Origin of the sequence: Streptomyces sp. MS19, from assembly GCF_047200595.1 — a bacterium.
In the GTDB taxonomy this organism is placed as follows: domain Bacteria; phylum Actinomycetota; class Actinomycetes; order Streptomycetales; family Streptomycetaceae; genus Streptomyces.
Map to the genome: position 1 here is coordinate 26,663 of NZ_JBJZOH010000033.1, position 21,806 is coordinate 48,468.

Here is a 21,806-nt window from a genome sequence, read left to right on the forward strand (position 1 = left end):
ACCGTGGAGGAACTCGACCGGCGCATCGTGGAACTGCTCGTCAGGGACGGGCGCATGAGCTACACCGACCTCGGCAAGGCCACCGGCCTGTCCACCTCGGCCGTGCACCAGCGCGTGCGCCGTCTCGAACAGCGCGGCGTCATCCGCGGCTACGCGGCCATCGTCGCGCCGGAGGCGGTGGGCCTGCCGCTGACCGCGTTCATCTCCGTCAAGCCCTTCGACCCCAGCGCGCCCGACGACATCGCCGACCGGCTCGCGGGTGTCCCGGAGATCGAGGCGTGCCACAGCGTCGCGGGCGACGAGAACTACATCCTGAAAGTCCGCGTCGCCGAACCGGCCGAGCTGGAACTGCTGCTCGCCCGCATCCGCTCCCTGGCCGGTGTCTCCACGCGCACCACGGTCGTCCTCTCCACGCCCTACGAGTCCCGCCCGCCGCGCGTCTGACGCCCGCGCCCCCACCCCGCCGCAGGGGCCCGCCCGCCGGGCCGGAAGACTGGCCCCATGACCGACAGCACCACCCCGGCCGCCCCGGGCGAACGGCCCCGCACCGTCCTCCTGCGCCGCGGCGAGGTCCACAGCCCGGCCGACCCGTTCGCCACGGCCATGGCCGTCGAGGGCGACCGCATCGCCTGGATCGGCTCCGAGGCCGCCGCCGATTCCCTCGCCCCGACGGCGGACGAGGTCGTGGACCTCGACGGCGCCCTCGTCACGCCCGCGTTCACCGACGCACACGTGCACACGACGGCCGCGGGGCTCGCCCTCACCGGCCTCGACCTCGCGGACGCCGCCTCCCTGCCCGACGCCCTCGCCCGCGTCACCGCCCACGCCGCCGCCCACCCGGCGGACGATGTCCTCCTCGGCCAGGGCTGGGACGCGACCCGCTGGCCCGAACGGCGCCCCCCGACGCGCGACGAACTCGACCGCGCCGCCGGCGGCCGTCCCCTCTACCTCGTGCGCGTGGACGCCCACTCGGCGCTCGCCACCACGGCGCTCCTCGGCAGGATCCCCGGCATCACCGCGCTGCCCGGCTACATCCCTGACGGTCCCCTGACCGGTGACGCGCACCACGCCGTACGCCGCGCCGCCGACGCCGCACTCGGCCCCGCCCAGCGCGCCGCCGCCCAGCGCGCGGCGCTGCGACACGCCGCCTCCCTCGGCATCGGCAGTGTCCACGAGTGCGCCGGCCCCGAGATCTCCAGCGAGGAGGACCTCACCGCCCTGCTCGCCCTCGCCGCCGCCGAGCCGGGCCCCCGCGTCCACGGCTACTGGGCCGCCCTCGTCGGCGGCCCCGAGGACGCCGCGCGCGTCCGGGCGCTGGGCGCGATCGGCGCCGCGGGCGACCTCTTCGCCGACGGCTCCGTCGGCTCCCACACCGCGCACCTCCACGCCCCCTACGCCGACGCCCCCCACACCGGCACGGCCCACCTGTCCGCCGACGACGTCGCGGCCCACGTCACCGCCTGCACCGAGGCCGGGCTCCAGGCCGGGTTCCACGCCATCGGGGACGCCGCCGTGGACGCGGTCGTCCGGGGCGTGCGGGCCGCCGCCGACCGCCTCGGCACCGGCCCCGTACGGGCCCTGCGCCACCGCGTCGAGCACGCCGAACTGCTCGGCGCCGACGCCATCGCCGCCTTCGCCGACCTGGCGCTCACCGCCAGCGTCCAGCCCGGCTTCGACGCGGCCTGGGGCGGCCCCGACGGGATGTACGCGCGCCGCCTCGGCGCGGACCGCGCCCGTGCGCTCAACCCGTTCGCCGCCCTGCTGCGTGCCGGTGTCCCGCTGGCCTTCGGCTCCGACGCGCCCGTCACCCCGCTCGGGCCCTGGGCCGCCGTCCGCGCGGCGGCGTACCACCGCACGGAGGAGCACCGCGTCTCCGTGCGGGCCGCGTTCACCGCCCACACGCGCGGCGGCTGGCGCGCGATCGGCCGCGACGACGGCGGCGTCCTCGTCCCCGGCGCCCCTGCCGACTACGCGCTCTGGGAGACCGGCGCCCTCGTCGTCCAGGCACCCGACGACCGGGTCGCGCGCTGGTCCACCGACCCCCGCTCAGGCACCCCGGGGCTGCCCGATCTGGCCCCCGGCGAACCGCTCCCGACCTGCCTGCGGACCGTCGTCGGCGGCCGGACCGTGTACGACCGGCCGAACGAGTGATCCAGCACGCGCCGATACCGCCGAACGACGTGCGATCCCGCCCGCCCGCCGTCCCGCAAGCTCCGCACTGACCAGCCTTTTTGCCGGAAAGTGAGGCGAAATCGCAGGTCAGGGGACTGTTGACAGGCTGTGGTCGTCGGGAGGTAGGTTCGGCCGGGTCCACCACAGGACGTCCGGCCGGCGCTCCCCTCCGCGCAGTCGTCGAACGCCGCTGGGCCAGAGGGCGGGGCGCCGCGCAGGCGCGCCACCGGGAGCCAGGTCCAGTGCGCCTGCGGCACGGGGGCGGAAGGTTCCGTCCGGCCGGCTGGTGCGACCCGGGCCGGGCCCGGACGCTCAGTAGACAACGGCTTTCGGACGACCCGCAGCCAGCGGGCCCCGGGTCGGACCGAAGAGCGCCGGTCCCGGTCCGCAGACACCCACCCGTACGAGGTACGGTCGTTCATCATCGCCCGCTCATGCAGAGAGGCCACGACTGTGCCAACGGGCTCCGAGACGACCATGGCCGACGACGCGGCCGGCAGAGCCGACGCCCCCGGCACCGCCGCCGCCGGCACGGCCGGTCCCCCCGGCGCGCGCCGCCCCGGCCGCCTCCGCCGGATCGCCGCGTCCGGCAGGCGGCACTGGCGGGCGAGCCTGCTGGCCGCCGTGGCCGGGCTCGCGCTGACGGCCGCGTTCCCGCCGTACGACGTCTGGCTCCTGTCGCCCGCCGCCGTCGCCGCGCTCTCCCTGCTCACGCACGGCAGGACCGGACGGCAGGGCGCGTGGCTCGGCTTCGCGTTCGCCCTGCCGTTCTTCGTCTCCCTGCTCAGCTGGCTGCGCGTGATCGGCTGGGACGCCGCGGTGGGCCTGTCCGTCGCCGAGGCGGCGTTCTTCCTCCCGCTCGGCGCGGGACTCGCCGCGACGTCCCGGCTGCGGCTGTGGCCGCTGTGGGCGGCCTGCCTGTGGGTCGCGCAGGAGTGGGCGAGGGACCGTGTGCCGTTCGGCGGCTTCCCGTGGGGACGTCTCGCGTTCGCCAACACCGGCACGCCCTTCACGCCGCTCGCCGCGCTGGGCGGCGCGCCGCTGGTGACGTTCGCCGTCGCGCTCTCCGGCGCGCTGCTGGCCTGGACGGCGCTGCGGCTCGCCACGCGCCTGCGCACCCCGGCGGAGGCGCGGACCGCGCTGTCCTGGCGACCCGCCGCCGCGGCCGCCGCGCTGGCCGTCGCGGTCGGCGCCGCGGGCTACGCCGTGCCCGTCCCCACGGACGCGGACGACACCGTGTCCATAGCCGTGGTGCAGGGCAACGTGCAGCAGGCCGGGATGGACTTCCTCGGGCGCCCGATGATGATCCTCAACAACCACGTCGACGCCACGCTGCAACTGGCCGAGGACATCGACGCGGGCCGTGTCGAACGCCCCGACCTGGTGCTGTGGCCGGAGAACTCCTCCGACCTCGACCCGTACCGCGACGCCGAGGCCGCCGCCGCCATCGAACGGGCCGTGCGGGCCGTCGGCGTCCCCATCCTCGTCGGCGCCCTCGTGGACCACCCGACCAAGGACGGGTACGTCGAGAACCAGGGCATCGTCTGGGACCCCGAGCGCGGCCCCGGCGAGTCGTACACGAAGCAGCACCCCGTGCCGTTCGGCGAGTACGTGCCCTTCCGCGAGCAGCTCAGCGCCGTGATCACGCGCCTGGAGCGCGTGCCCCGCGACTTCTACCCCGGCGACCACACCGGCGTCCTCGACATCGGCCCCGCCCGCATGGGCGACGTCATCTGCTTCGAGGTGGCCTACGACGGCATCGTCCGCGACACCGTCAACGCCGGTGCCCGCGCGCTCGTCGTCCAGACCAACAACGCCACGTACGGCCGCACCGGGCAGCCCGAGCAGCAGCTCGCCATGTCGCGGCTGCGGGCCGTCGAGCACGGCCGGGCCATCGTCACCGCCGCCACCAGCGGCATCAGCGCCGTGGTCGCCCCCGACGGGACCGTCGAGCAGCAGACCGAGGAGTTCACGCAGGACGTGCTGACCGCCGACCTGCCGCTGCGCGACGGCCGGACGGTCGCGGACCGCGTCGGCGCGCTGCCCGAGTGGCTGCTGGCCGGGGCCGGGCTCGCCGCCTGGGCCCTCGTCCTCGTGCGCCGCCGCGCCGCGCGGCGGGACGTCCACCGGGCCGCCTCCGCGGGAGCGGCCGGTGAGTGACGCCGTGGACGCCCTGGGCCAGGTGCTGGTGATCATCCCCACCTACAACGAGGCCGACAACCTGCCGCCCCTCCTCGACCGGCTGCGCGCCGCCTGCCCCGCCGTGCACGTCCTGGTCGCGGACGACGACAGCCCGGACGGCACCGGCAAGGTGGCCGACGAGATCGCCGGGGACGACCCGCGCGTCCACGTGCTGCACCGCGCGGGCAAGGAGGGCCTCGGCGCCGCGTACCTGGCGGGCTTCGCCTGGGGCCTCGACCGCGGCTACGACGTGCTGGTCGAGATGGACGGCGACGCCTCGCACCAGCCGGAGGAGCTGCCCCGGCTGCTCACGGCGCTGGCGAGCGGCGCCGATGTGGCGCTCGGCTCGCGCTGGGTGCCCGGCGGGCGCATCGTGCACTGGCCGAAGTACCGCGAGCTGCTGTCCCGCGGCGGCAGCGCGTACGCCCGGCTGCTGCTCGGCGTGCCGGTGCGCGACGTGACGGGCGGCTTCCGCGCGTTCCGGCGGCATGTCCTGGAGAGCGGGCTGCTCACCGGGGTGGCGTCGCAGGGCTACTGCTTCCAGGTCGACCTGGCCCACCGGGCGGTGCGTGCCGGGTACCGGGTGGCCGAGGTGCCCATCACCTTCGTCGAGCGCCGGGCGGGCGACAGCAAGATGAGCCGGGAGATCGTGGTGGAGGCGCTGTGGCGCGTCACCGTGTGGGGCGTCGCCGCCAGGCTCGGGCGGCCCGCCGCACGCCGCCGGCCGGCTCAGGGCAGACTGGGGTCATGACGACCGGCTCCCCGAACCCGTACCGAGGCGGCGGCCGGCGGCCGTCACCGCCACCGCGCCGCCGTGCGCGTCCGCTGCTGCCGCTCGCCGTCGCCGCCTGGGCGGTGCTGGAGATCTGGCTGCTGATCCTCGTCGGCCGCGCCGCGGGCGGGCTGACCGTCTTCCTGCTGCTGGTCGCCGGTGTCGTCGTCGGCGCGATCGTGATCAAGCAGGCGGGGCGGCGTGCCTGGGCCCGGCTCACCGAGGGCCTGCGGCCCCCGCCGCCGGACGGCGCGGGCGGCGCCACGGCGACGCGGGGCGGCAACGGGCTGACGATGCTCGGCGGGCTGCTGCTGATGATCCCGGGGCTGATCTCCGACGTGGTCGGGCTGCTGTGCGTCTTCCCACCCACGGCCGGGCTGCTGCGGCGCCGGGCGCGGCGGTACGTGACGCGCGGGAGCGGGCCGCTCGGCGCGGCGTTCCAGGACGCCCAGGGCCTCCGCGACCAGATGCGCGCCCGGCGTCCCGACGGGAAGGTCGTGGAGGGCGAGGTCGTCCGCGAGGACGACCGGCCGGAGGGGGACGGGCCCCGCGGGCAGGACGGCGGCCGGTAGGGCGGCGGAGCACGGGAAGACGGAGAAGACGAAGGGGCCGGGACACCACAGGTGTGGTGTCCCGGCCCCTTTCCGTCCGGGCGGGCGTCCGGCCGGGTCAGGCCGTCTTGCGGCTGTCGCGCGGATGCACCGCGATGTTCATCGCACCGGAGCGCAGGACGGCGAGCCGCTCGGCGAGCACCTCCTCCAGCTCCTCGCGGGTACGCCGCTCCATGAGCATGTCCCAGTGCGTGCGCGCGGGCTTGCCCTTCTTCTCCTCCGGCCCCTCGCCGTCCACCAGCAGGGCCTGGGAGCCGCATACCTTGCACTCCCACTCCGGCGGGATCTCTGCCTCCACCGAGAACGGCATCTCGAACCGATGCCCGTTCCCGCATGCGTACTCCACCGCCTGACGCGGCGCCAGGTCGATGCCGCGGTCCGTCTCGTAGCTGGTCACCACGAGCCGCGTGCCGCGAAGAGCTCGCTCACTCATGAATCGTGCCTCCCGGGCTGGTCGCCCACAGGACATGTGTCGCTGTCGTCATCAATCGGGTCAACGTCCGGTCGGCGGTGAAGATTCCCGAGGGGGTTCCGCGTCGCCCGTCGCGCCGCCCCTCCTTGTACCCACCGGCGTCCGGTTTGTCACGTCTGGTAGGAGATGTCACCCGGCGTCCGCGCGGGATGGCTCGGGGTAACGGTCCGTCCGGCGGGACCGAAGGCGAAGGATACCCGCCATGCGCCGCTCCTCGAAATCCATTCCGGATTCCCCTCCCGGTTCCACCCTGTGTCTCTCCGGATACCCTGCGTCCGGGACGGCGAACAGTCTGAGGAAGAACTGGCTCAGCGGTCCGATGGCGAGGGCGTACACGACCGTACCGACTCCCGCCGTGCCGCCGAGCACCACCCCCACCACCAGCACCGTGACCTCGATGCCCGTGCGCACCAGGCGCACGGACCTGCCGGTGCGCCGGTGCAGCGCGGTCATCACCCCATCCCGGGGTCCGGGGCCGAAGCGGCCGGTGATGTAGAGGCCCGTCGCCACCCCGTTCAGCAGCACGGCCGCGAGCATCAGCGCCACCTGCGCCACCGGTTCGGACGGGTGGGGGAACAGGGGCAGGGCGAGGTCCATCGTGGTCCCGACGAGCAGCACGTTCGACACCGTGCCCAGTCCCGGGCGCTCCCGCAGGGGAATCCACAGCAGGAGCACGGCGAGGCCCGTGAGGTTGGTCACCATGCCCATCGAGAGGCCCGTGCGCTCGGCCATGCCCTGGTGGAAGACGTCCCACGGGTCGAGGCCGAGTCCCGCCCGCACCATCATGGCCATGCTCACCCCACAGAGCACCAGACCGCAGTACAGCTGGGTCAGGCGGCGTGGCAGCCGTTTCATCCGGTGGTCTCCTCTGGCGCGTGCGGCCTGGTCCGTGACAGCCTGTGGCCTGGAACGCGACGCGGCACAGGGCCAATTCGCGGAAGGTGGATCGGAATCATGAGCGAGTGGACCTCCACGGTCGGGGCCGGCCAGCTCGCCCGGCTCCTCGGCTCCCAGGAGGCGGCGTCCGGACGGCGGCGCGGCCCCGCGTACCGCGCGCTCGCGGACGGCATCCGGCTGCTGGTCCTCGAAGGCAGGCTGCCCGTCGCCGCCCGGCTGCCCGCCGAACGCGAACTGGCCGCCGCCCTGGCGGTGAGCCGCACCACCGTCGCCACCGCGTTCGAGAGCCTGCGGGCCGACGGGTTCCTGCGGTCACGGCGCGGCTCCGGCAGCTGGACCGCCGTCCCGGCCGGACGCGCCCTGCCCGCCAGAGGGCTCGACCCCCTCCCGCCCGAGGCGGGCGGCACCACGATCGACCTCGGCTGCGCCCAGCTCCCGGCCCCTGAGCCGTGGCTCAGCCGCGCGTTCCAGGCCGCACTGGGCTCGCTGCCCCAGGCCGCCCGTACCCATGGCGACTTCCCCGCCGGGCTGCCCGCGCTGCGCGCCGCCCTGGCGGACCGCTACACCGAGCGCGGTGTCCCGACGATGCCCGAGCAGATCATGATCACCACCGGGGCGATGGGCGCGGTCGGGGCGATCTGCCGCATGTTCGCCCCGGCGGGGGAACGCGTCGCCGTGGAGCAGCCCTCGTACGCCAACGTCCTCCAGCTCTTCCGCGAGGCGGGCGCGCGGCTCGTCCCCGTCCCGATGGGGGACGGGCTGAGCGGCTGGGACCTCCCGGTGTGGCGCCACGTGCTGGCGGAGGCGTCGCCCCGGCTGGCGTACGTGGTCGCGGACTACCACAACCCGACCGGCGCGCTCGCCGACGACGAGCGGCGGCGCGGCCTGATCGCCGCCGCGCGGGCGTCGGGGACCGTGCTGATCGCCGACGAGACCATGGTCGACCTGGGGCTCGATCCCGTGCCCGGCGGGCGGCCGAGACCGATGGCGGCGTTCGACCACGGCGGGTCCACGGTGATCACCATCGGGTCGGCGAGCAAGGCGATCTGGGCGGGCCTGCGGATCGGGTGGCTGCGGGCCGCGCCCGAGGTGATCCGGCGGCTGGTCGCCGCGCGGGCGTGGGCCGACCTGGGCAGCCCCGTCATGGAGCAGCTGGCGGTCGCCTGGCTGCTGACGGAGGGCGGCTGGGCCGAGGCGCTGGACGAGCGGCGCGCCGAGCTGCGGGGACACCGCGCCGATGTCGTGGCCGCGCTCCGCGACCGGCTGCCCGGCTGGGAGTTCGCCGTGCCCTCTGGCGGGATGACGCTGTGGGTGCGCACGGGCGGGCTGTCCGGGTCGCGGATCGCGGAGGCGGGCGAACGGCTCGGGGTGCGGGTGGCGTCCGGTCCGCGCTTCGGCGTGGACGGCGCTTTCGAGGGCTATGTGCGGGTGCCGTTCGTCGTGGGCGGACCGGTCGCCGCGGAGGCGGCGGACCGGCTCGCGGCGGCGGCGGACCTGGTCGCCGGGGGAGCGGCGGGCATCGGCCTGGCCACCCCGGCGGGCTACATCTCCTGAGGGGACGGTTCAGCCGCCGGCGCGCGCGGCGTACTGGCGGCACTCGCCGGTGAAGACGGCGGCCAGTGCGGCGTCGAGGACCGACGCGACCAGCTCGGCGGCCGGTACGCCTTCCACGCCGCCGGGGTCGCGGTAGACCTGGAGCGCCAGCCCCTCCGTCACGGCGGTGAGCCGGACGGCGGCCGGCCAGGCGGCCAGGCCGGCCGCGACCTCGCCGCACTCCTTGCCGTTGTGCTCGGCGGCGCTCTTCCTGCTGCCGGAGCAGGACACCGCGCTCGTCCTCCAGCAGAACCTCTACGGCCTCCTCACGGACGAGGCCGTCCTCCAGGCCGCCTTCGGCGCGGCCCCCGCGGACGCCCCCTCCGCGTCGTTCTACCGTGCGGCGGTCTGGGGCAGCGCCGTCCTCGCCCTCGCCCTCCTCCTCGCCGCCGTCCGCTCCGCCCTCCTGCTGCGCCGCCCGGCGCCTGCCACGCTGCCACGCCGCAACACGCTCACGTTCCTGTGGTGCCTGGCGGGCGCCCTGCCGTGGGGGATCGCCGTGCCGTTCCTGAGCCGGATGAGCCGCGACCAGCTCATGACCTGGGTGCCGGACGTCACCCTCGCCCTCTGGTCCGCCGTCCTCCGTCTCGTCCTCGCCTTCCGCGCCCCGCTGCTCCGGCGCGGCGGGACCGGGCGGCGGACGGCCGGCCGTGCGCGTCAGTCCTTCGCGTCGGCGTAGCACTCGACGACCGCCGTGGTGCAGGCAAAGCGGACGGGGGTGGGGCCGAACGCCGTCTCCCCGGCCGAGTCGGCCGCCGCGGTGATCGCCGCGGCGACCGCCGCCGCCTCCTCCGCCGGGCAGTGCACGATCACCTCGTCGTGCTGGAAGAACACCAGCTCGGCCCGCATGCCGCGCAGCGAGCGGCGCAGCGCGGCCAGCATCAGCAGGGCCCACTCGGCGGCGCTGCCCTGGACGACGAAGTTCCGCGTGAAGCGGCCCCAGGCGCGGGCGGCCGGTGTCGTCCCCGCGCGCGGCGGGTCGGCCGTCCCGCCGTCCGGCACCTCGTCGGGGTCGCCGCCGACCGTGCCGGAGCCGGGGGCAGGTGACGTACGCCCCAGCCAGGTGCGGACGAGGCGGCCCTGCTCGCCCGCGCGCGCGGCGTCGTCCACGTACGCCACGGCGCGCGGGAAACGGCGGCGCAGGTCCGCGAGCTGCGCCAGGCCGTCGCCGGACGTCTGCCCGTAGACCGCGCCGAGCAGCGCCAGCTTGGCGGCGGCCCGGTCCCCGGAGAAGCCGCGCCGGGCGAGCGACGTGTACAGGTCGCCGCTGTCCCCGGCCGCCGTCATCAGTCCTGGGTCGCGGGAGATGGCGGCGAGCACGCGGGGTTCCAGCTGGTCGGCGTCGGCGACCACCAGGCGCCAGCCGGGGTCGGCGACCACGGCCCGCCTGATCACGCGCGGGATCTGGAGCGCGCCGCCGCCGTTGGTCGTCCACCGCCCGGACGGCGCGCCGCCCGGGACGTACTCCGAGCGGAAGCGCCCGTCCCGCACCCACGAGCGGAGCCACGCGCGGCCGTGGGCGGTGTGGATGCGGTAGAGCTTCTTGTAGCGGAGCAGCGGTTCGACGGCAGGGTGGTCGATCCGCCGCAGCTCCCAGGCCCGCGTCGAGTTCAGCCTGATGCCCGCGCCCGCGAACGCCTTGAGGACGTCGGCCGGCTGGTCGGGCCGCACGTGGACGCCGGGGCCGAAGGCGGCCGAGATCTCCGCCGCCAGCTCGCCGAGCCGCCGGGGCGGGGCGCCGCCGGGGAAGCGTTCGCCGAGCAGTTCGTCCAGCAGCCGTTCGTGCAGGTCGGCCCGCCAGGGGAGGCCCGTGCGGCCCATCTCGGCGGCGACCAGTGTGCCCGCCGACTCGGCGGCGAGGAGCAGCCGCATGCGGCCCGCCTCGGCGACGGCCGCCGTACGGGCGAGCTGGGCCGCGTAGACGTCCAGCAGCGCCGTGAGCGGGTCGGCGTCGCCCGGCAGGGGTGCGGGGGCGGCCTCGAAGAGCGACGGCTGGCCCGAGTCGGGGACGCCGGCCGGCAGGTCGGGGGGCACGGGGAGGCCGTGCAGCCTGGCGTAGGCGGCGCCGAGCGAGCGGGGGAGGTGGTGCGCGCCCTCGTGGCCCAGCAGCAGCGCCTCGGCGGCCTCGACGTCGTAGCACCGGTCCACGTACCCGCCGTCGTCCAGGACGCGGGGGAGTGCGGCGGCCGTGGACCGCCAGACCCACCGTGCCACCCACGGCCTGGCGCGTACGGCGGCGCCGGGTCCTGGCTCGGCGGTGACGGGACCGGCCTGCCGCCCGTGGGCGTCGAGCGGGCACACGCGGACCGAGCCGTCGGGGTGGTCCGCCATGGCCCAGCGCCCGGAGCCGGCACCTGAATCGCTCATGCGTGCGATTCTCGCATCGGGCACTGACATCTCCTCCGGCCGGAGGCGTACTCCGCCGGGCGGGTCAGGCGTGGGCTGACCACGGCAGCCGCAGGCCGCGGGCCTCGGCCGGGCCTTCCGGCACCGGCACGGGGACGGTCAGCCACAGCGTGCGGCCCGACTCGTCCTGGAAGGTCCGCACCCCGCCGCTGTCCCTCACCCCGGCCACCCCGTCCTGGCCCGCCGGGCCGCCGCCCGTCCTGCCGCAGACGTCCGGCGGGTGGTCGCACACCGACAGCGCCAGCCGGTCCCACAGGAGAACCAGCTGGACCCGGCAGCGCGGCGCCGCGTCCGCGTGCCGCCGCATGGCGGCGAGCAGGAGGCCCATGCCCTCCTCCGCCGCCTCGACGACCTCGGGGACCCGCCAGTAGCGGAGCTGGGCGGAAACGATCCGCCGCGCCCGCTCCTCGCGGTCCGGCGGCACGTGGAAGGCGACTGCTCGGTGGTGGCCGGGCTCGGCCGGGGGACGGGTCACGGGGCGCCTCACCGATCTGCCGGCTCGCGGCGGCTCGAAGGACGGGTGAAGTGTCCGATTATGGCACCGCTTGCGCCCTTCGGGGCGTCCTGTCACACGAACGTGTGGTTCTTCCCGAAGGCAGGCTTCAGCGCCCCGCGCCCTCGCCCGGCCCCGCGATGATCAGCTCCGCCAGGTGCTCGGCGATCTCCTCGCGGTCGGCGCCCGGCAGCCCCGAGTCCGTCACCAGCGTGTCCACCTCGTCCAGCGAGGCGAACGAACTCAGGCCCGTCGTCCCCCACTTGGTGTGGTCGGCGACCACCACCACCCGGCGCGCCGAGCGGATGAAGTGCCGGTTCGTCTCCGCCTCCGCCAGGTTGGGCGTGGACAGCCCCGCCTCGACGGAGATCCCGTGCACCCCCAGGAACAGCACGTCGAAGTGCAGCGACCCGATCGCCGCGTCGGCCACCGGCCCCACCAGCGCGTCCGAGGGCGTACGCACCCCGCCGGTCAGCACCACCGTCGCCGTCTGCGGCGCCCCGGCCGCCGCCGGGTCCGCACGCCGCGCGTCGTGGAAGACGTCCGCGACCCGCACCGAGTTGGTGACCACCGTCAGACCCGGCACGTCGAGCAGCTCACGCGCCACCGCGTACGTCGTCGTCCCGCCGGAGAGCGCCACCGCGCTGCCCGGTGACGCCAGGGCCGCCGCGGACCTGGCGATCGCGCTCTTCGCCGACGGTTCGAGCGACGACTTCGCCTCGAACCCCGGCTCGTGCGTCCGCTGCTCCGCGACCGGCACCGCGCCGCCGTGCACCTTCTCCAGCGCGCCCTGCCGTGCCAGCACGTCCAGATCGCGGCGCACCGTCATGTCCGACACCTGGAGCATCCGCGTCAGTTCGCTCACCCGGATACCGCCGCGCCGCCGCACCTCCTCCAGGATGAGCGCCCGCCGCTGCCCGGCCAGCAGATTCTGGTTGTCGCTCACAGGGCCTCCCTCGTCTCCGGAAGGGTCATCCTCGCACGCCCCAACTTCCACCGGCCGTGGACGGTTCACCCCGCCCGGCAACGGAGAGACACAGACGTGGGACAGCACGCGACCCCGGGGGAGCGGACCATGACGACCGATCACACGGCGACCGGCGGCCACACGGCCGGGCCCGCGCCCGAGCCGCGCCACGCGCCGCCGGAACCCGCCCTCGAACTCCTCGTCCACGGCGTCGGCGGCACCACCCCGCAGGAGATGCTGGAGTCCACCTGGACCACCCGCGTCACCGGCGACGGCACCGCGAGCATCCACCGCCGCGCCGACGACCTGGCGGAACGGCCCTGGGACGACGACGACCCGCAGCGCGAGGCCTACTGCTGGTCCGGACTCACCTCCGGCAACGGCGCCCGCGCCCTCTGGCTGCTCCTGCTGCCCTTCATGATCGTGAACCTCGCCCACTGGATGCGCCCCACCGCGCCGGGGGGCGCCCGGCACGCGCAGGACGTCCACGCCGTCCTCGTCCGCCTCGTCGCCCTCACCCTCACCGTGCTGTTCACCGCGGGGGCGTGCGCCGTCGCGCTCGACCTCATCGCCTGGCAGTGCGCCGGCTCGGAAGCCTGCGCCCGGCGCACGTCCTGGCTCGAACCGCTCTCCGGCGACAGCTGGTGGGCCCAGCCGGGACGCCGCCTGGCCGTCGCCGCCGCCCTGCCCGTCGCGCTCACGGCCCTGCTGTGGTGGCTCTCCCACCGCACCTGGAGCAGCTACGAATCCGCGTCGCCCCCCGTGCGCCCCCGGCCCGACGGCGGCGAACGGGCCGCGCTCAGCCTGCCCGGCTTCTGGTACGGGCGGCGCTCGGTGGCCCGGCTGCGCGCCACGCACACCGCCGCCGCGCTGTTCACCGTCACCACCGCGCTGCTGCTGGCCACCGCCCCCTTCGACCAGAGCGGACGCGGCAGCGCGGCGCTCGACGCCACCGGCCGCGCCCTGCTGGTCCTCACGGTCCTCGGCTGGGGCGTCGTGCTCGTCCAGCAGATCCTCCACGGCAGGACCGAGCAGGAGCCCGACGAACGCCCCGACCCGCCGATGACCCGCACGCTGCCCTGGGGCGCGGTCGCGCTGCTGGCCGTTGTCGTACTCCACACCGCGTGGAGCCGCCCCCGGTGGACCAGCGGCGGACGGCTCCCGGCGGGCGGCGGCACGTTCCCCTCGCTGATGATCCTCCAGGGCTTCCTCGTCGTCGGCCTCGCGCTGACCGCCTACTGGCTGCACCGCCACACCCCCCGGCGCGAACGCGGCGCGCTGCTCGGCCTCGGCGGCCCGGCCGTCGCCATGCTGGCCTGCGGCATCGGCGGCGTCTTCACCGGCGGCGTCGCCGACCGCGTCGCCGACTGGCTCGACCCCTCGGCCGCGCCGGGCGAGGAGGGCGCCACGATCACCGGGCCGCCCGTCGTCCTCAGCTGGGAGGCCGCCGTGATCCCCGCGCTGCTCGCGGTCGTCCTCGTCCTCGCCGTCGCCGCCGCCGTGCGCACCCGGCGCCTCGCCGCACGGCTGGCGCCCGGCGTCAGGAGCGGCTACCCGGACGAGAGCTGCGCCCCGCTGCGCGAGCGCAGCGCCCGGATCGCCGCCTCCGTCGCCCGCGCGCGGCTCACGGACTCGGCGCCCGCCCTCGTCGGCTGGATCGCCGGCAGCTGCCTCCTGCTGGGCCTCGTGGTCGTGGGCGGCTCCCTCACCGGCGAGTCGCCCGCCGAACTCGTGCAGGGCGCGCCCGCCCTCGTCACCGCCGTCACGGACATCAGCCAGGTGCTCGGCTCGTGGCTGATGGGCATAGGAGTCGTCGTCCTGCTGGCGGTGGGGCGCCGGGCGTACGCGGACAGCGGGGCCAGGCGGACCGTCGGCATACTGTGGGACGTCGGCACGTTCTGGCCGCGCGCCGCCCACCCGTTCGCGCCGCCCTGTTACGCCGAGCGCGCCGTGCCCGACCTCTCCTGGCGCATGGGCACCTACATCGACGCCACGGCGGGGCGGCTCATCATCTCGGGGCACTCCCAGGGCAGCGTCCTCGCGGCGGCGGCCGTCTGGCAGCTCGACGCCGCCACGCGCAGCCGCATCGCCCTGCTCACGCACGGCTCGCCGCTGGAACGGCTCTACGGCCGCTGGTTCCCCGCCTACTTCGGGCCGACGGCGCTGCGCTCCCTCCACCAGGACGTGCCCTGCTGGCGCAACCTGTGGCGCGCCACCGACCCCATCGGCGGGCCCGTCCTGGTGCTCGGCGGCCCCGGCATGGCGCCCGTCGACCGGGGGCCGCTGTCCGACCCGCTGTTCTACGGCCGCAACCTCCTGCGCCCGCTGCCCGAACCGGTACTCGGGCACGGCGACTACCCCGAGGACCCCGCCTTCGCCGAGGAGCGCTCCGCGCTGTTCCGCCGGCTCCTGCGCGGCCAGGCCGCCGCGCCCATCGCCCTGCCGGGGCAGGCCGCGCCGGCCACGGGGCGGAAGGCGCGGCGGACGGACGCGGGCGGCGGCGCGTGAGGGCGGCGCGGCCGCCTCAGCGCAGCGGCGGCAGGTCGTCCGGGTAGAGCACGGACAGGTCGGCCGTGCTGGGGTCGGCGAGCCGGGCGACGCGCCCGGCGTGCCGCTCGACCATCGCCTCGAACGTCTGGCGCGCCGTGCGCCCGTTGCCGAACGACGGGCCGCGGTCGAGCGTCGTGAAGTACTTCAGCAGCGCCTCGCGCGTGCCCTCGCCCAGCTCGTACTGCTGCTCGCCGGCCTGCTGCCCGACGATGCTGAGCAGTTCCTCCGGCGAGTAGTCGCCGAAGCTGATGGTGCGGGAGAAGCGCGAGGCGACACCCGGGTTGACCAGCAGAAAACGATCCATCTCCGCCGTGTAGCCGGCCACGATGACGACGACCGCGTCCCGGTGGTCCTCCATCAGCTTCACGAGTGTGTCGATCGCCTCGCGCCCGAAGTCGCGCCCGGCGTCCTCGGGCGAGAGGGCGTACGCCTCGTCGATGAACAGCACGCCGCCGCGCGCCCGTTCGAACGCGTCCTGGGTGCGGATCGCCGTCGAGCCGATGTGCTCGCCGACCAGGTCGACGCGCGACACCTCGACCAGGTGGCCGCGCTCCAGCACGCCGAGCGCGGCGAGGATCTCCCCGTACAGCCGCGCCACGGTGGTCTTGCCGGTGCCGGGCGAGCCGGTGAAGACGAGATGGCGGCGCGGCGAGGCGGCCTTCAGCCCGGCCGCCTCGCGACGCCTGCCGATCTCGATCATGTCGATGAGCGATCTGACCTCGCGCTTGACGGTGTCCAGGCCGACCAGCGACTCCAGTTCGGCGAGCACGTCGTCGGAGGAGCGCGCGTCGGGCGCCGGGGGCGGCGGGGCGGCGGGCGTGACCGGCGCGGTGGCGCGTGCCGGGGACGCGGCGGCCGTCGACCGGGCGACTGCCGTGTCCGCGACGGGCGTGGGCGCGGGCTCCGGCGTCTTGAGCCGCACGTCCGCCCCGGGGGCCGTGGACTCGTCGCTGTGGCAGCCGGTCAGGACCGGGCTGTCCTCCGTGAACACGTAACCGCCGCGCGCGCACCGCTCGGTGCGGCAGCGGTTCAGCTCGGTGCGGCAGCCGTCGATGATGTGGAAGCCGTAGCCGCCCGAGCCGGAGATCCGGCAGCGCGTGAACCGCCCCCTGCCGCCCGCCGACACGTAGACCCCCGCCTCGGACGGGCCCGTGACCGTGCAGTCCTCCACCGAGGGGTCGGCGCCCTTCGTGACGATGAAGCCCGTCCTGGCCTCCTCGACGGTGCTGCCCGTCACCGTGCCGCCGCTGCCCTCGTCGCGGAACCAGGCGCCGGTCCCCACCCGCCGTATGCGGCAGGCGTCGAGGCGCGCCGTCGCGCCGTCGCTCACCGAGACCGCCGAGCCGCGCACGTCCTCCACCCGGCTGTCCACCACGTCCGCCCGGGACCCGGCGTCCAGGACGAACAGCGCGTCCGGCACGTCGTGCACCCGGCAGGACTCCAGGACGGCAGTCGCGCCGTCGCTGACCCACACCGCCGGGTAGTCGCCGGTGCTGCCGTGGATCTCGCAGTCGTGCGCGTCCGCGTGCGTGCCCGGGTCCCAGACGGACATGCCGTTGCGCCCGAAGCCGTGCACCGCCGTGCGGACCAGGGTCAGCACCGAGCGGGACCGCAGGTCGAGCGCGTTCTCCGGGATGTCGGTCACCGCGCTGTCGGTGAGCGTGAGCACGGCCTCGGTGTCCAGCGTGATGCCGTCGCCCGTGGTCGCGGCGACCCGGCACTCGGTGAGGTGCGCCGTGGCGCGGTCCGCGAGCCGCACGCCGGGGCCGCGCACCTCCTCGAAGACGCACGCCAGCGCGTCCACCGCCGAGCCGTCGCCGGTCACCGAGAGACCCGCCCCGCGCGAACGCCGCACGGCGCAGCGTTCGAGGCGCAGGTGCGCCGGGCCGCGCACCGCGATGCCAGGCTGCCCCGACTCGGTGACCTGGCACTCCTCGAACAGGCCGCCCGCGCCGTCCGTGACGCTGATGCCGGTGCCCGTCGGGTTGCTCACCGTGCACTGCCGCACGGTCGGCCGCGCGCCCCCGCGCACCTCCACGCCGGACGCGGAGGAGGTGTGGATCAGGAGGCCCGTCAGCTCCGGCATGCTGTTCTCGACGAGCACGGCGGGCGCCGTCGTGTCCTGGCCCTCGATCCGCAGCCCCTGCACCGTGGCGGAGCCGCGCACGGTCAGCGGCACGCCGTCCAGCGGGGCGACGCGGGCCGGGCCGTCCCGGTCGTCGGCGGGGCCGCGCAGGGTGACGGCCTGTTCGACGACGAGGTTCTCGCGGTACGTGCCGGGCGCCAGGACCAGCACGTCCCCGTCGGCCGCGGCGGCGAGGGCTTCGGTGACCGTGCTGTAGACGGCGGTCCGCCGCCGCCAGCGTCCCGTACCGGTGTGCGTCACCTGGACCGAGCCCTTAGTCATGGACCGCTGTGCCCCAACCTCGTGCGATGACCGCGCTTTTTACCACGCGAATTGGCGTCTTGGCCGCTCCACCGTAGCGCGCCGCGGGCTGCCGGTATGACCGGAGCGACAGCACTGGGCGTGCGCCCCGCGCGTGCCTCCGCGCTCCGGAAGTGCGCCTGCGCGCCCTCACACCCTAGCCCGTCACGATGAGTCATCAATTCGTCGCTCTGTGTGGAGACGTGCAGGAAGGGCGCGCCGGGATACCCCGCAATTCCTTTGGGAAATCCAGTAGTTGGCCGCTCTTTCGAGTGATTGCCGCGTCTCCCCGCACCCTCTAGTTTCTTCGCGGGATCTCCCCCGATTGGCCCTTGAACGGAAAGGGCGAAAGCACCGTGGATTGGCGACACGACACATGACGACTGCAACCGGTAACGCGCCGGAGAACGCGGCGCGGAACACCGCGCCGAACGGCCCGTCGAGCCTGACGACCGCCGCGGCGCGGAATCTGGCGACCACCACCAAGACGCCGCCGCAGATGCAGGAGATCAGCTCCCGCTGGCTGCTGCGGGTCCTGCCCTGGGTGCAGGTGTCCGGCGGCACGTTCCGCGTGAACCGGCGCCTCACCCACACGCTCGGCAACGGGCGCGTCGAATTCGTCTCGACCGGCACCGAGATCCGCGTCATCCCCGCCGAGCTGGGCGAACTGCCCGCCCTCGCCGGCTACGACGACACCGCCGTGCTCGAACGGCTCGCCTCGGCCTTCACACAGCACGACTTCCGCCCCGGCGACGTCCTCACCCGCGCCGGCGACCCGGCCGACCAGGTGGTGCTCGTCGCGCACGGCAAGGTCAGCCGGCGCGGCCCCGGCCGCTACGACGGCGAGACCGAGCACGGCGTCCTGGCCGGCGGCGACTTCGAGGGCGACCGGCTGCTGACCGAGGACGACCCCGGCGGCTGGCCGTACAGCCTGGTGGCGCTCACCGGCGGCACCGTGCTCACCGCCGACGCCCAGACGCTCCGGGAGGTCGTGGACGGCGCCCCGGGGCTGGCCGCCCACCTGGACGCCGCACGCGCCACCGCGGCCGCGCCGCGCAACGCCGCGGGTGAGGCGGTGATCGAGTTGGCGTCGGGGCATGTGGGTGAGCCGGTGTTGCCGGGGACGTTCGTGGATTACGAGTTGTCGCCGCGTGAGTACGAGTTGAGTGTGGCGCAGACGGTGTTGCGGGTGCATTCGCGGGTGGCTGATCTGTACAACGAGCCGATGAACCAGGTGGAGGAGCAGCTGCGGCTGACGATCGAGGCGTTGCGTGAACGGCAGGAGCACGAGCTGGTGAACAACCGGGAGTTCGGGCTGCTGCACAACGCCGACGTGCGCCAGCGCATCCACACCCGCACCGGCCCGCCCACCCCCGACGACCTCGACGAACTCCTCGCGACCGTCTGGAAGGAGCCGAGCGTCGTCCTGGCCCATCCCAGGGCCATCGCCGCGTTCGGCCGTGAGTGCAGCAGGCGCGGCCTGTACCCGGACACCGTCTCCCTGGGCGGCCACGCGGTGCCGGCCTGGCGCGGCGTGCCGGTGCTGCCGTGCAACAAGATCCCCGTCACCGCCGAGGGCACCAGCTCCGTGCTCGCCCTGCGCACCGGGGAACGGCAGGGTGTCGTGGGACTCCACCGCACCGGCATCCCCGACGAGTACGAACCCGGCCTGTCCGTCCGGTACATGGGGGTGAACGACCAGGCGGTCATCTCCTACCTGGTCAGCGCCTACTACTCCACCGCCGTCCTCGTCCCCGACGCCCTCGGCATCCTGGAGGACGTCGAGATCGGCCACTGAGCCGCGGCCGCCTCCTTTTCCCGGCAGGCATTCCGCCGTTCCGCCCGCATTTCCGTCCGGCGCACCCCTGTTCGGATTCCGACGAGTCCGCCGCCGGGAATTCCCGGGTCCGTTCCGCACGGCGCGAAGAATGCATTCTTCGCGCCCCGGATCACAGCACGTCGTCACACAGCACAGCACAGCTCGGCACAACACAGCACAGCACCGCGCATCCGGCCGCCGCGCACCGCCGCGTACCGGCCCGCCCATGGAAGGCACATCCCGTGAACGCCCAGCAGAACCCGCCGCTGTCCAGCCTGGACACAGCCGCCGCACGCAACCTCGCCACCACCACCAAGACGCCGCCGCAGATGCAGGCGGTCTCCTCCCGGTGGCTGCTCAAGATCCTCCCGTGGACGCAGGTGTCCGGCGGCACGTTCCGCGTGAACCGGCGCCTCACCCATACGCTCGGCAACGGCCGTGTCGAGTTCGTCACCACCGGCCGCCAGGTCTCCGTCATCCCCGCCGAACTGACCGAACTTCCCGCGCTCCAGGGCTTCGACGACGAGGAGGCCCTGGCCGCGCTCGCCGAGCGCTGCGTCCAGCGCGAGTACGCCGCGGGCGACGTCGTCGTCGCGGGCGGCACCCCCGTCACCGAGGTCCTGCTCATCGCGCACGGCAAGGTGCAGCAGCTCGCCCCGGGACCGTACGACTCCGAGCGCAGCCTCGGCATCCTCGCGGACGGGGAGTACGACGGCGACCGCGCCCTCACCGGCGGCCCCGCCGAGTGGCCGCACGGCCTCACGGCCCGCACCCGCTGCACCGTCCTCGCGCTGCCCCTCGACGCCGTCTCCGCCGTCGCCGACCGCTCCGCCGCGCTCCGCGCGCACCTCGACGGCGTCGCGTCGCGCCCCGTCCCCCGCCAGAACCGGCGCGGTGAGGCGGTGATCGAGTTGGCGTCGGGGCATGTGGGTGAGCCGGTGTTGCCGGGGACGTTCGTGGATTACGAGTTGTCGCCGCGTGAGTACGAGTTGAGTGTGGCGCAGACGGTGTTGCGGGTGCATTCGCGGGTGGCTGATCTGTACAACGAGCCGATGAACCAGGTGGAGGAGCAGCTGCGGCTGACGATCGAGGCGTTGCGTGAACGGCAGGAGCACGAGCTGGTGAACAACCGGGAGTTCGGGCTGCTGCACAACGCGGACGTGCGCCAGCGCATCCACACCCGCACCGGCCCGCCCACCCCCGACGACCTCGACGAACTGATCTCCCGCCGCCGCAAGACGCAGTACCTCCTGGCGCACCCCAGGACCATCGCCGCCATCGGCCGCGAGTGGAACGCCCGGGGCATCTACCCCACCCCGGCCGAGATCGACGGGACCGTCCTGCGCGCATGGCGCGGCATCCCGATCCTGCCGTGCAACAAGATCCCCATCACCCCCGAGGGCACCAGCTCCGTGCTCGCCCTGCGCACCGGCCAGGAGAACCAGGGCGTCGTCGGGCTGCACCAGACCGGCATCCCGGAGGAGTACGAGCCCAGCCTCAACGTCCGCTTCATGGGCATCGACGACCAGGCGGTCATCTCCTACCTGGTCAGCGCCTACTTCTCGGCGGCCGTCCTCGTCCCCGACGCCCTCGGCGTCCTGGAGGACGTCGAGATCTGACGGCCGCCCGTTCCTCCCACCGCCCGCCGGGCGCGGTCAGTGGCCCGCGCCCGGCTCCGACCAGTAGCCGGGCGACTGGTACTGGTGCTGCTGCGTCCGTTCCTGCGCCGGGTACGGGTTCTGCCCGCCGCCCTGCCCCTGGTAGGGCGCGTTCTGGGGCTGCTGGCCCTGGAACGCGCCGGGGTACGGGCGGGGGGCCGCCGGACGGGGCGCCGCGGGCCGCATCTGCTGCGGCGCCGGGGCCTGCGGCATGTGCGACGCGTTCCCCGGGAACGCGGGGCGCGGCGCGGCGGCCTGCTGCGGGAAGTAGCCCCCGGGGGCCTGCGCCGCGGGCGCGGGCAGCTGCTGGCGCGGGGGAGCGGCCTGGTAACCGGGACCGCCGCCCTGCTGCGGGAAGGCGGGGAAGGACTGCCCCGACGGCACGGGGTGCATGCCGGGCGAGGACTGCTGGAACGGCTGGAAGGGCTGCGACGGCGCCGACGGGAGCGCGGGGAGGGCCGGCAGCGCGGGCTGGGGGGACGGGTGCGGGAACCCCACGGGGTCGTAGGCCGCGGGAACGCGGATGGGGGCTATCTGCGGGGTTCCCCGCTCGGCCACCAGCCTGTCGTAGATCGGGGTGTCGGCGAACGACGGTGAGGAGTACCCACCACCGTAGGGGCGCGGGGAGGTCATACCCCATAAGTTAAGCCCACCGTGTGCTTGTTGGGGAGTCCGATGAGAAGCTGATTTGGCCGGATGCGGGCGAGCCGCCCGGTCCCCATGCGAGGCAATTCCGGTGAAAGGCCGGAAAAGGCGCAATACCCCCGCTCGCGCGGCCGCTTCCCCCGCC

General features: G+C 75.1%; 18 protein-coding genes. 10 read left to right on the top strand and 8 right to left on the bottom strand.

The genetic code is table 11. From position 1 onward, the window contains the following. The first annotated feature begins 3 nt into the window (after nucleotides 1–3). The 5 genes from ACL02R_RS23980 to fxsA all read left to right on the top strand — a co-directional run bounded on the left by ACL02R_RS23980 (nucleotide 4) and on the right by fxsA (nucleotide 5,697). Complete coding sequence (locus ACL02R_RS23980) at nucleotides 4–444, top strand: Lrp/AsnC family transcriptional regulator (RefSeq protein WP_129838285.1); 441 nt, start codon at nucleotides 4–6, stop codon at nucleotides 442–444. 57 nt (nucleotides 445–501) lie between these two features. Next, complete coding sequence (locus ACL02R_RS23985; RefSeq protein ID WP_412799044.1) at nucleotides 502–2,151, top strand: amidohydrolase; 1,650 nt, start codon at nucleotides 502–504, stop codon at nucleotides 2,149–2,151. 498 nt (nucleotides 2,152–2,649) lie between these two features. Then, on the top strand, nucleotides 2,650–4,332 hold the full coding sequence (gene lnt / locus ACL02R_RS23990) for an apolipoprotein N-acyltransferase (protein ID WP_412799066.1): 1,683 nt from the start codon (nucleotides 2,650–2,652) through the stop codon (nucleotides 4,330–4,332). Beyond that, entirely contained in the window at nucleotides 4,325–5,104 is a 780-nt protein-coding gene (locus tag ACL02R_RS23995) for a polyprenol monophosphomannose synthase (RefSeq protein WP_412799045.1), read from the top strand. The genes lnt and ACL02R_RS23995 overlap by 8 nt, the downstream gene beginning before the upstream one ends. Next, nucleotides 5,101–5,697 (top strand): FxsA family membrane protein, encoded by a 597-nt coding sequence (gene fxsA / locus ACL02R_RS24000; protein ID WP_412799046.1) that lies wholly within the window; start codon nucleotides 5,101–5,103, stop codon nucleotides 5,695–5,697. The genes ACL02R_RS23995 and fxsA overlap by 4 nt, the downstream gene beginning before the upstream one ends. 97 nt (nucleotides 5,698–5,794) lie before the next feature. On the opposite strand, the gene ACL02R_RS24005 is transcribed toward fxsA, so the two are convergent. Then, nucleotides 5,795–6,169 (bottom strand): RNA polymerase-binding protein RbpA, encoded by a 375-nt coding sequence (locus tag ACL02R_RS24005; protein ID WP_052850867.1) that lies wholly within the window; start codon nucleotides 6,167–6,169, stop codon nucleotides 5,795–5,797. A gap of 168 nt (nucleotides 6,170–6,337) precedes the next feature. Further along, nucleotides 6,338–7,063 carry a YczE/YyaS/YitT family protein gene (locus tag ACL02R_RS24010; protein WP_412799047.1) on the bottom strand — a complete coding sequence of 242 codons (726 nt, stop codon included), beginning with the start codon at nucleotides 7,061–7,063 and terminating at the stop codon, nucleotides 6,338–6,340. Between the two features lie 99 nt (nucleotides 7,064–7,162). Here ACL02R_RS24010 and ACL02R_RS24015 point away from each other — a divergent pair, with 99 nt between their 5' ends. Then, the gene (locus ACL02R_RS24015) at nucleotides 7,163–8,659 is read left to right on the top strand and encodes a PLP-dependent aminotransferase family protein (protein ID WP_412799048.1); all 1,497 of its coding nucleotides are present in this window, start codon (nucleotides 7,163–7,165) and stop codon (nucleotides 8,657–8,659) included. A gap of 9 nt (nucleotides 8,660–8,668) precedes the next feature. Here ACL02R_RS24015 and ACL02R_RS24020 read toward each other — a convergent pair whose 3' ends face one another. After that, on the bottom strand, nucleotides 8,669–8,929 hold the full coding sequence (locus tag ACL02R_RS24020) for a hypothetical protein (RefSeq protein ID WP_412799049.1): 261 nt from the start codon (nucleotides 8,927–8,929) through the stop codon (nucleotides 8,669–8,671). On the opposite strand from ACL02R_RS24020, the gene ACL02R_RS24025 reads away from it, so the two are divergent. Beyond that, nucleotides 8,889–9,377, top strand: a complete 489-nt coding sequence (locus tag ACL02R_RS24025) for a hypothetical protein (protein WP_412799050.1) — start codon at nucleotides 8,889–8,891, stop codon at nucleotides 9,375–9,377. The two genes, ACL02R_RS24020 and ACL02R_RS24025, sit on opposite strands and share 41 nt — an antisense overlap. On the opposite strand, the gene ACL02R_RS24030 is transcribed toward ACL02R_RS24025, so the two are convergent. The 3 genes from ACL02R_RS24030 to ACL02R_RS24040 form a co-directional block, all read right to left on the bottom strand. Further along, nucleotides 9,356–11,065, bottom strand: a complete 1,710-nt coding sequence (locus ACL02R_RS24030) for a bifunctional 3'-5' exonuclease/DNA polymerase (protein ID WP_412799051.1) — start codon at nucleotides 11,063–11,065, stop codon at nucleotides 9,356–9,358. The two genes, ACL02R_RS24025 and ACL02R_RS24030, sit on opposite strands and share 22 nt — an antisense overlap. Before the next feature lie 64 nt (nucleotides 11,066–11,129). Continuing rightward, entirely contained in the window at nucleotides 11,130–11,579 is a 450-nt protein-coding gene (locus ACL02R_RS24035; RefSeq protein ID WP_412799052.1) for a hypothetical protein, read from the bottom strand. Between the two features lie 127 nt (nucleotides 11,580–11,706). Beyond that, nucleotides 11,707–12,543 (bottom strand): DeoR/GlpR family DNA-binding transcription regulator, encoded by an 837-nt coding sequence (locus ACL02R_RS24040; protein WP_362958814.1) that lies wholly within the window; start codon nucleotides 12,541–12,543, stop codon nucleotides 11,707–11,709. Between the two features lie 129 nt (nucleotides 12,544–12,672). On the opposite strand from ACL02R_RS24040, the gene ACL02R_RS24045 reads away from it, so the two are divergent. Next, nucleotides 12,673–15,072 (top strand): hypothetical protein, encoded by a 2,400-nt coding sequence (locus ACL02R_RS24045; protein WP_412799053.1) that lies wholly within the window; start codon nucleotides 12,673–12,675, stop codon nucleotides 15,070–15,072. A 16-nt stretch (nucleotides 15,073–15,088) separates the two neighbouring features. Here the strand turns inward: ACL02R_RS24045 and ACL02R_RS24050 are convergent, their stop codons facing one another. Next, complete coding sequence (locus tag ACL02R_RS24050) at nucleotides 15,089–17,521, bottom strand: right-handed parallel beta-helix repeat-containing protein (protein ID WP_412799054.1); 2,433 nt, start codon at nucleotides 17,519–17,521, stop codon at nucleotides 15,089–15,091. A gap of 394 nt (nucleotides 17,522–17,915) precedes the next feature. On the opposite strand from ACL02R_RS24050, the gene ACL02R_RS24055 reads away from it, so the two are divergent. Next, nucleotides 17,916–19,337 (top strand): family 2B encapsulin nanocompartment shell protein, encoded by a 1,422-nt coding sequence (locus ACL02R_RS24055; protein WP_412799055.1) that lies wholly within the window; start codon nucleotides 17,916–17,918, stop codon nucleotides 19,335–19,337. A 263-nt stretch (nucleotides 19,338–19,600) separates the two neighbouring features. Continuing rightward, nucleotides 19,601–20,977: a family 2B encapsulin nanocompartment shell protein gene (locus ACL02R_RS24060; RefSeq protein ID WP_412799056.1), complete on the top strand. Its 1,377-nt coding sequence runs from the start codon at nucleotides 19,601–19,603 to the stop codon at nucleotides 20,975–20,977. Between the two features lie 36 nt (nucleotides 20,978–21,013). Here ACL02R_RS24060 and ACL02R_RS24065 read toward each other — a convergent pair whose 3' ends face one another. Beyond that, the gene (locus tag ACL02R_RS24065) at nucleotides 21,014–21,649 is read right to left on the bottom strand and encodes a DUF6643 family protein (RefSeq protein ID WP_412799057.1); all 636 of its coding nucleotides are present in this window, start codon (nucleotides 21,647–21,649) and stop codon (nucleotides 21,014–21,016) included. Between the last annotated feature and the right edge of the window lie 157 nt (nucleotides 21,650–21,806).

Coding starts and splice junctions, on each gene's coding strand:
- ACL02R_RS24010 (WP_412799047.1), bottom strand. CDS start 7,063: ATGAAACGGCTGCCACGCCGCCTGACCCAGCTGTACTGCGGTCTGGTG.
- fxsA (WP_412799046.1), top strand. CDS start 5,101: ATGACGACCGGCTCCCCGAACCCGTACCGAGGCGGCGGCCGGCGGCCG.
- ACL02R_RS24055 (WP_412799055.1), top strand. CDS start 17,916: ATGACGACTGCAACCGGTAACGCGCCGGAGAACGCGGCGCGGAACACC.
- ACL02R_RS23985 (WP_412799044.1), top strand. CDS start 502: ATGACCGACAGCACCACCCCGGCCGCCCCGGGCGAACGGCCCCGCACC.
- ACL02R_RS24050 (WP_412799054.1), bottom strand. CDS start 17,521: ATGACTAAGGGCTCGGTCCAGGTGACGCACACCGGTACGGGACGCTGG.
- lnt (WP_412799066.1), top strand. CDS start 2,650: ATGGCCGACGACGCGGCCGGCAGAGCCGACGCCCCCGGCACCGCCGCC.
- ACL02R_RS24005 (WP_052850867.1), bottom strand. CDS start 6,169: ATGAGTGAGCGAGCTCTTCGCGGCACGCGGCTCGTGGTGACCAGCTAC.
- ACL02R_RS24045 (WP_412799053.1), top strand. CDS start 12,673: ATGACGACCGATCACACGGCGACCGGCGGCCACACGGCCGGGCCCGCG.
- ACL02R_RS24030 (WP_412799051.1), bottom strand. CDS start 11,065: ATGAGCGATTCAGGTGCCGGCTCCGGGCGCTGGGCCATGGCGGACCAC.
- ACL02R_RS24015 (WP_412799048.1), top strand. CDS start 7,163: ATGAGCGAGTGGACCTCCACGGTCGGGGCCGGCCAGCTCGCCCGGCTC.
- ACL02R_RS24065 (WP_412799057.1), bottom strand. CDS start 21,649: ATGACCTCCCCGCGCCCCTACGGTGGTGGGTACTCCTCACCGTCGTTC.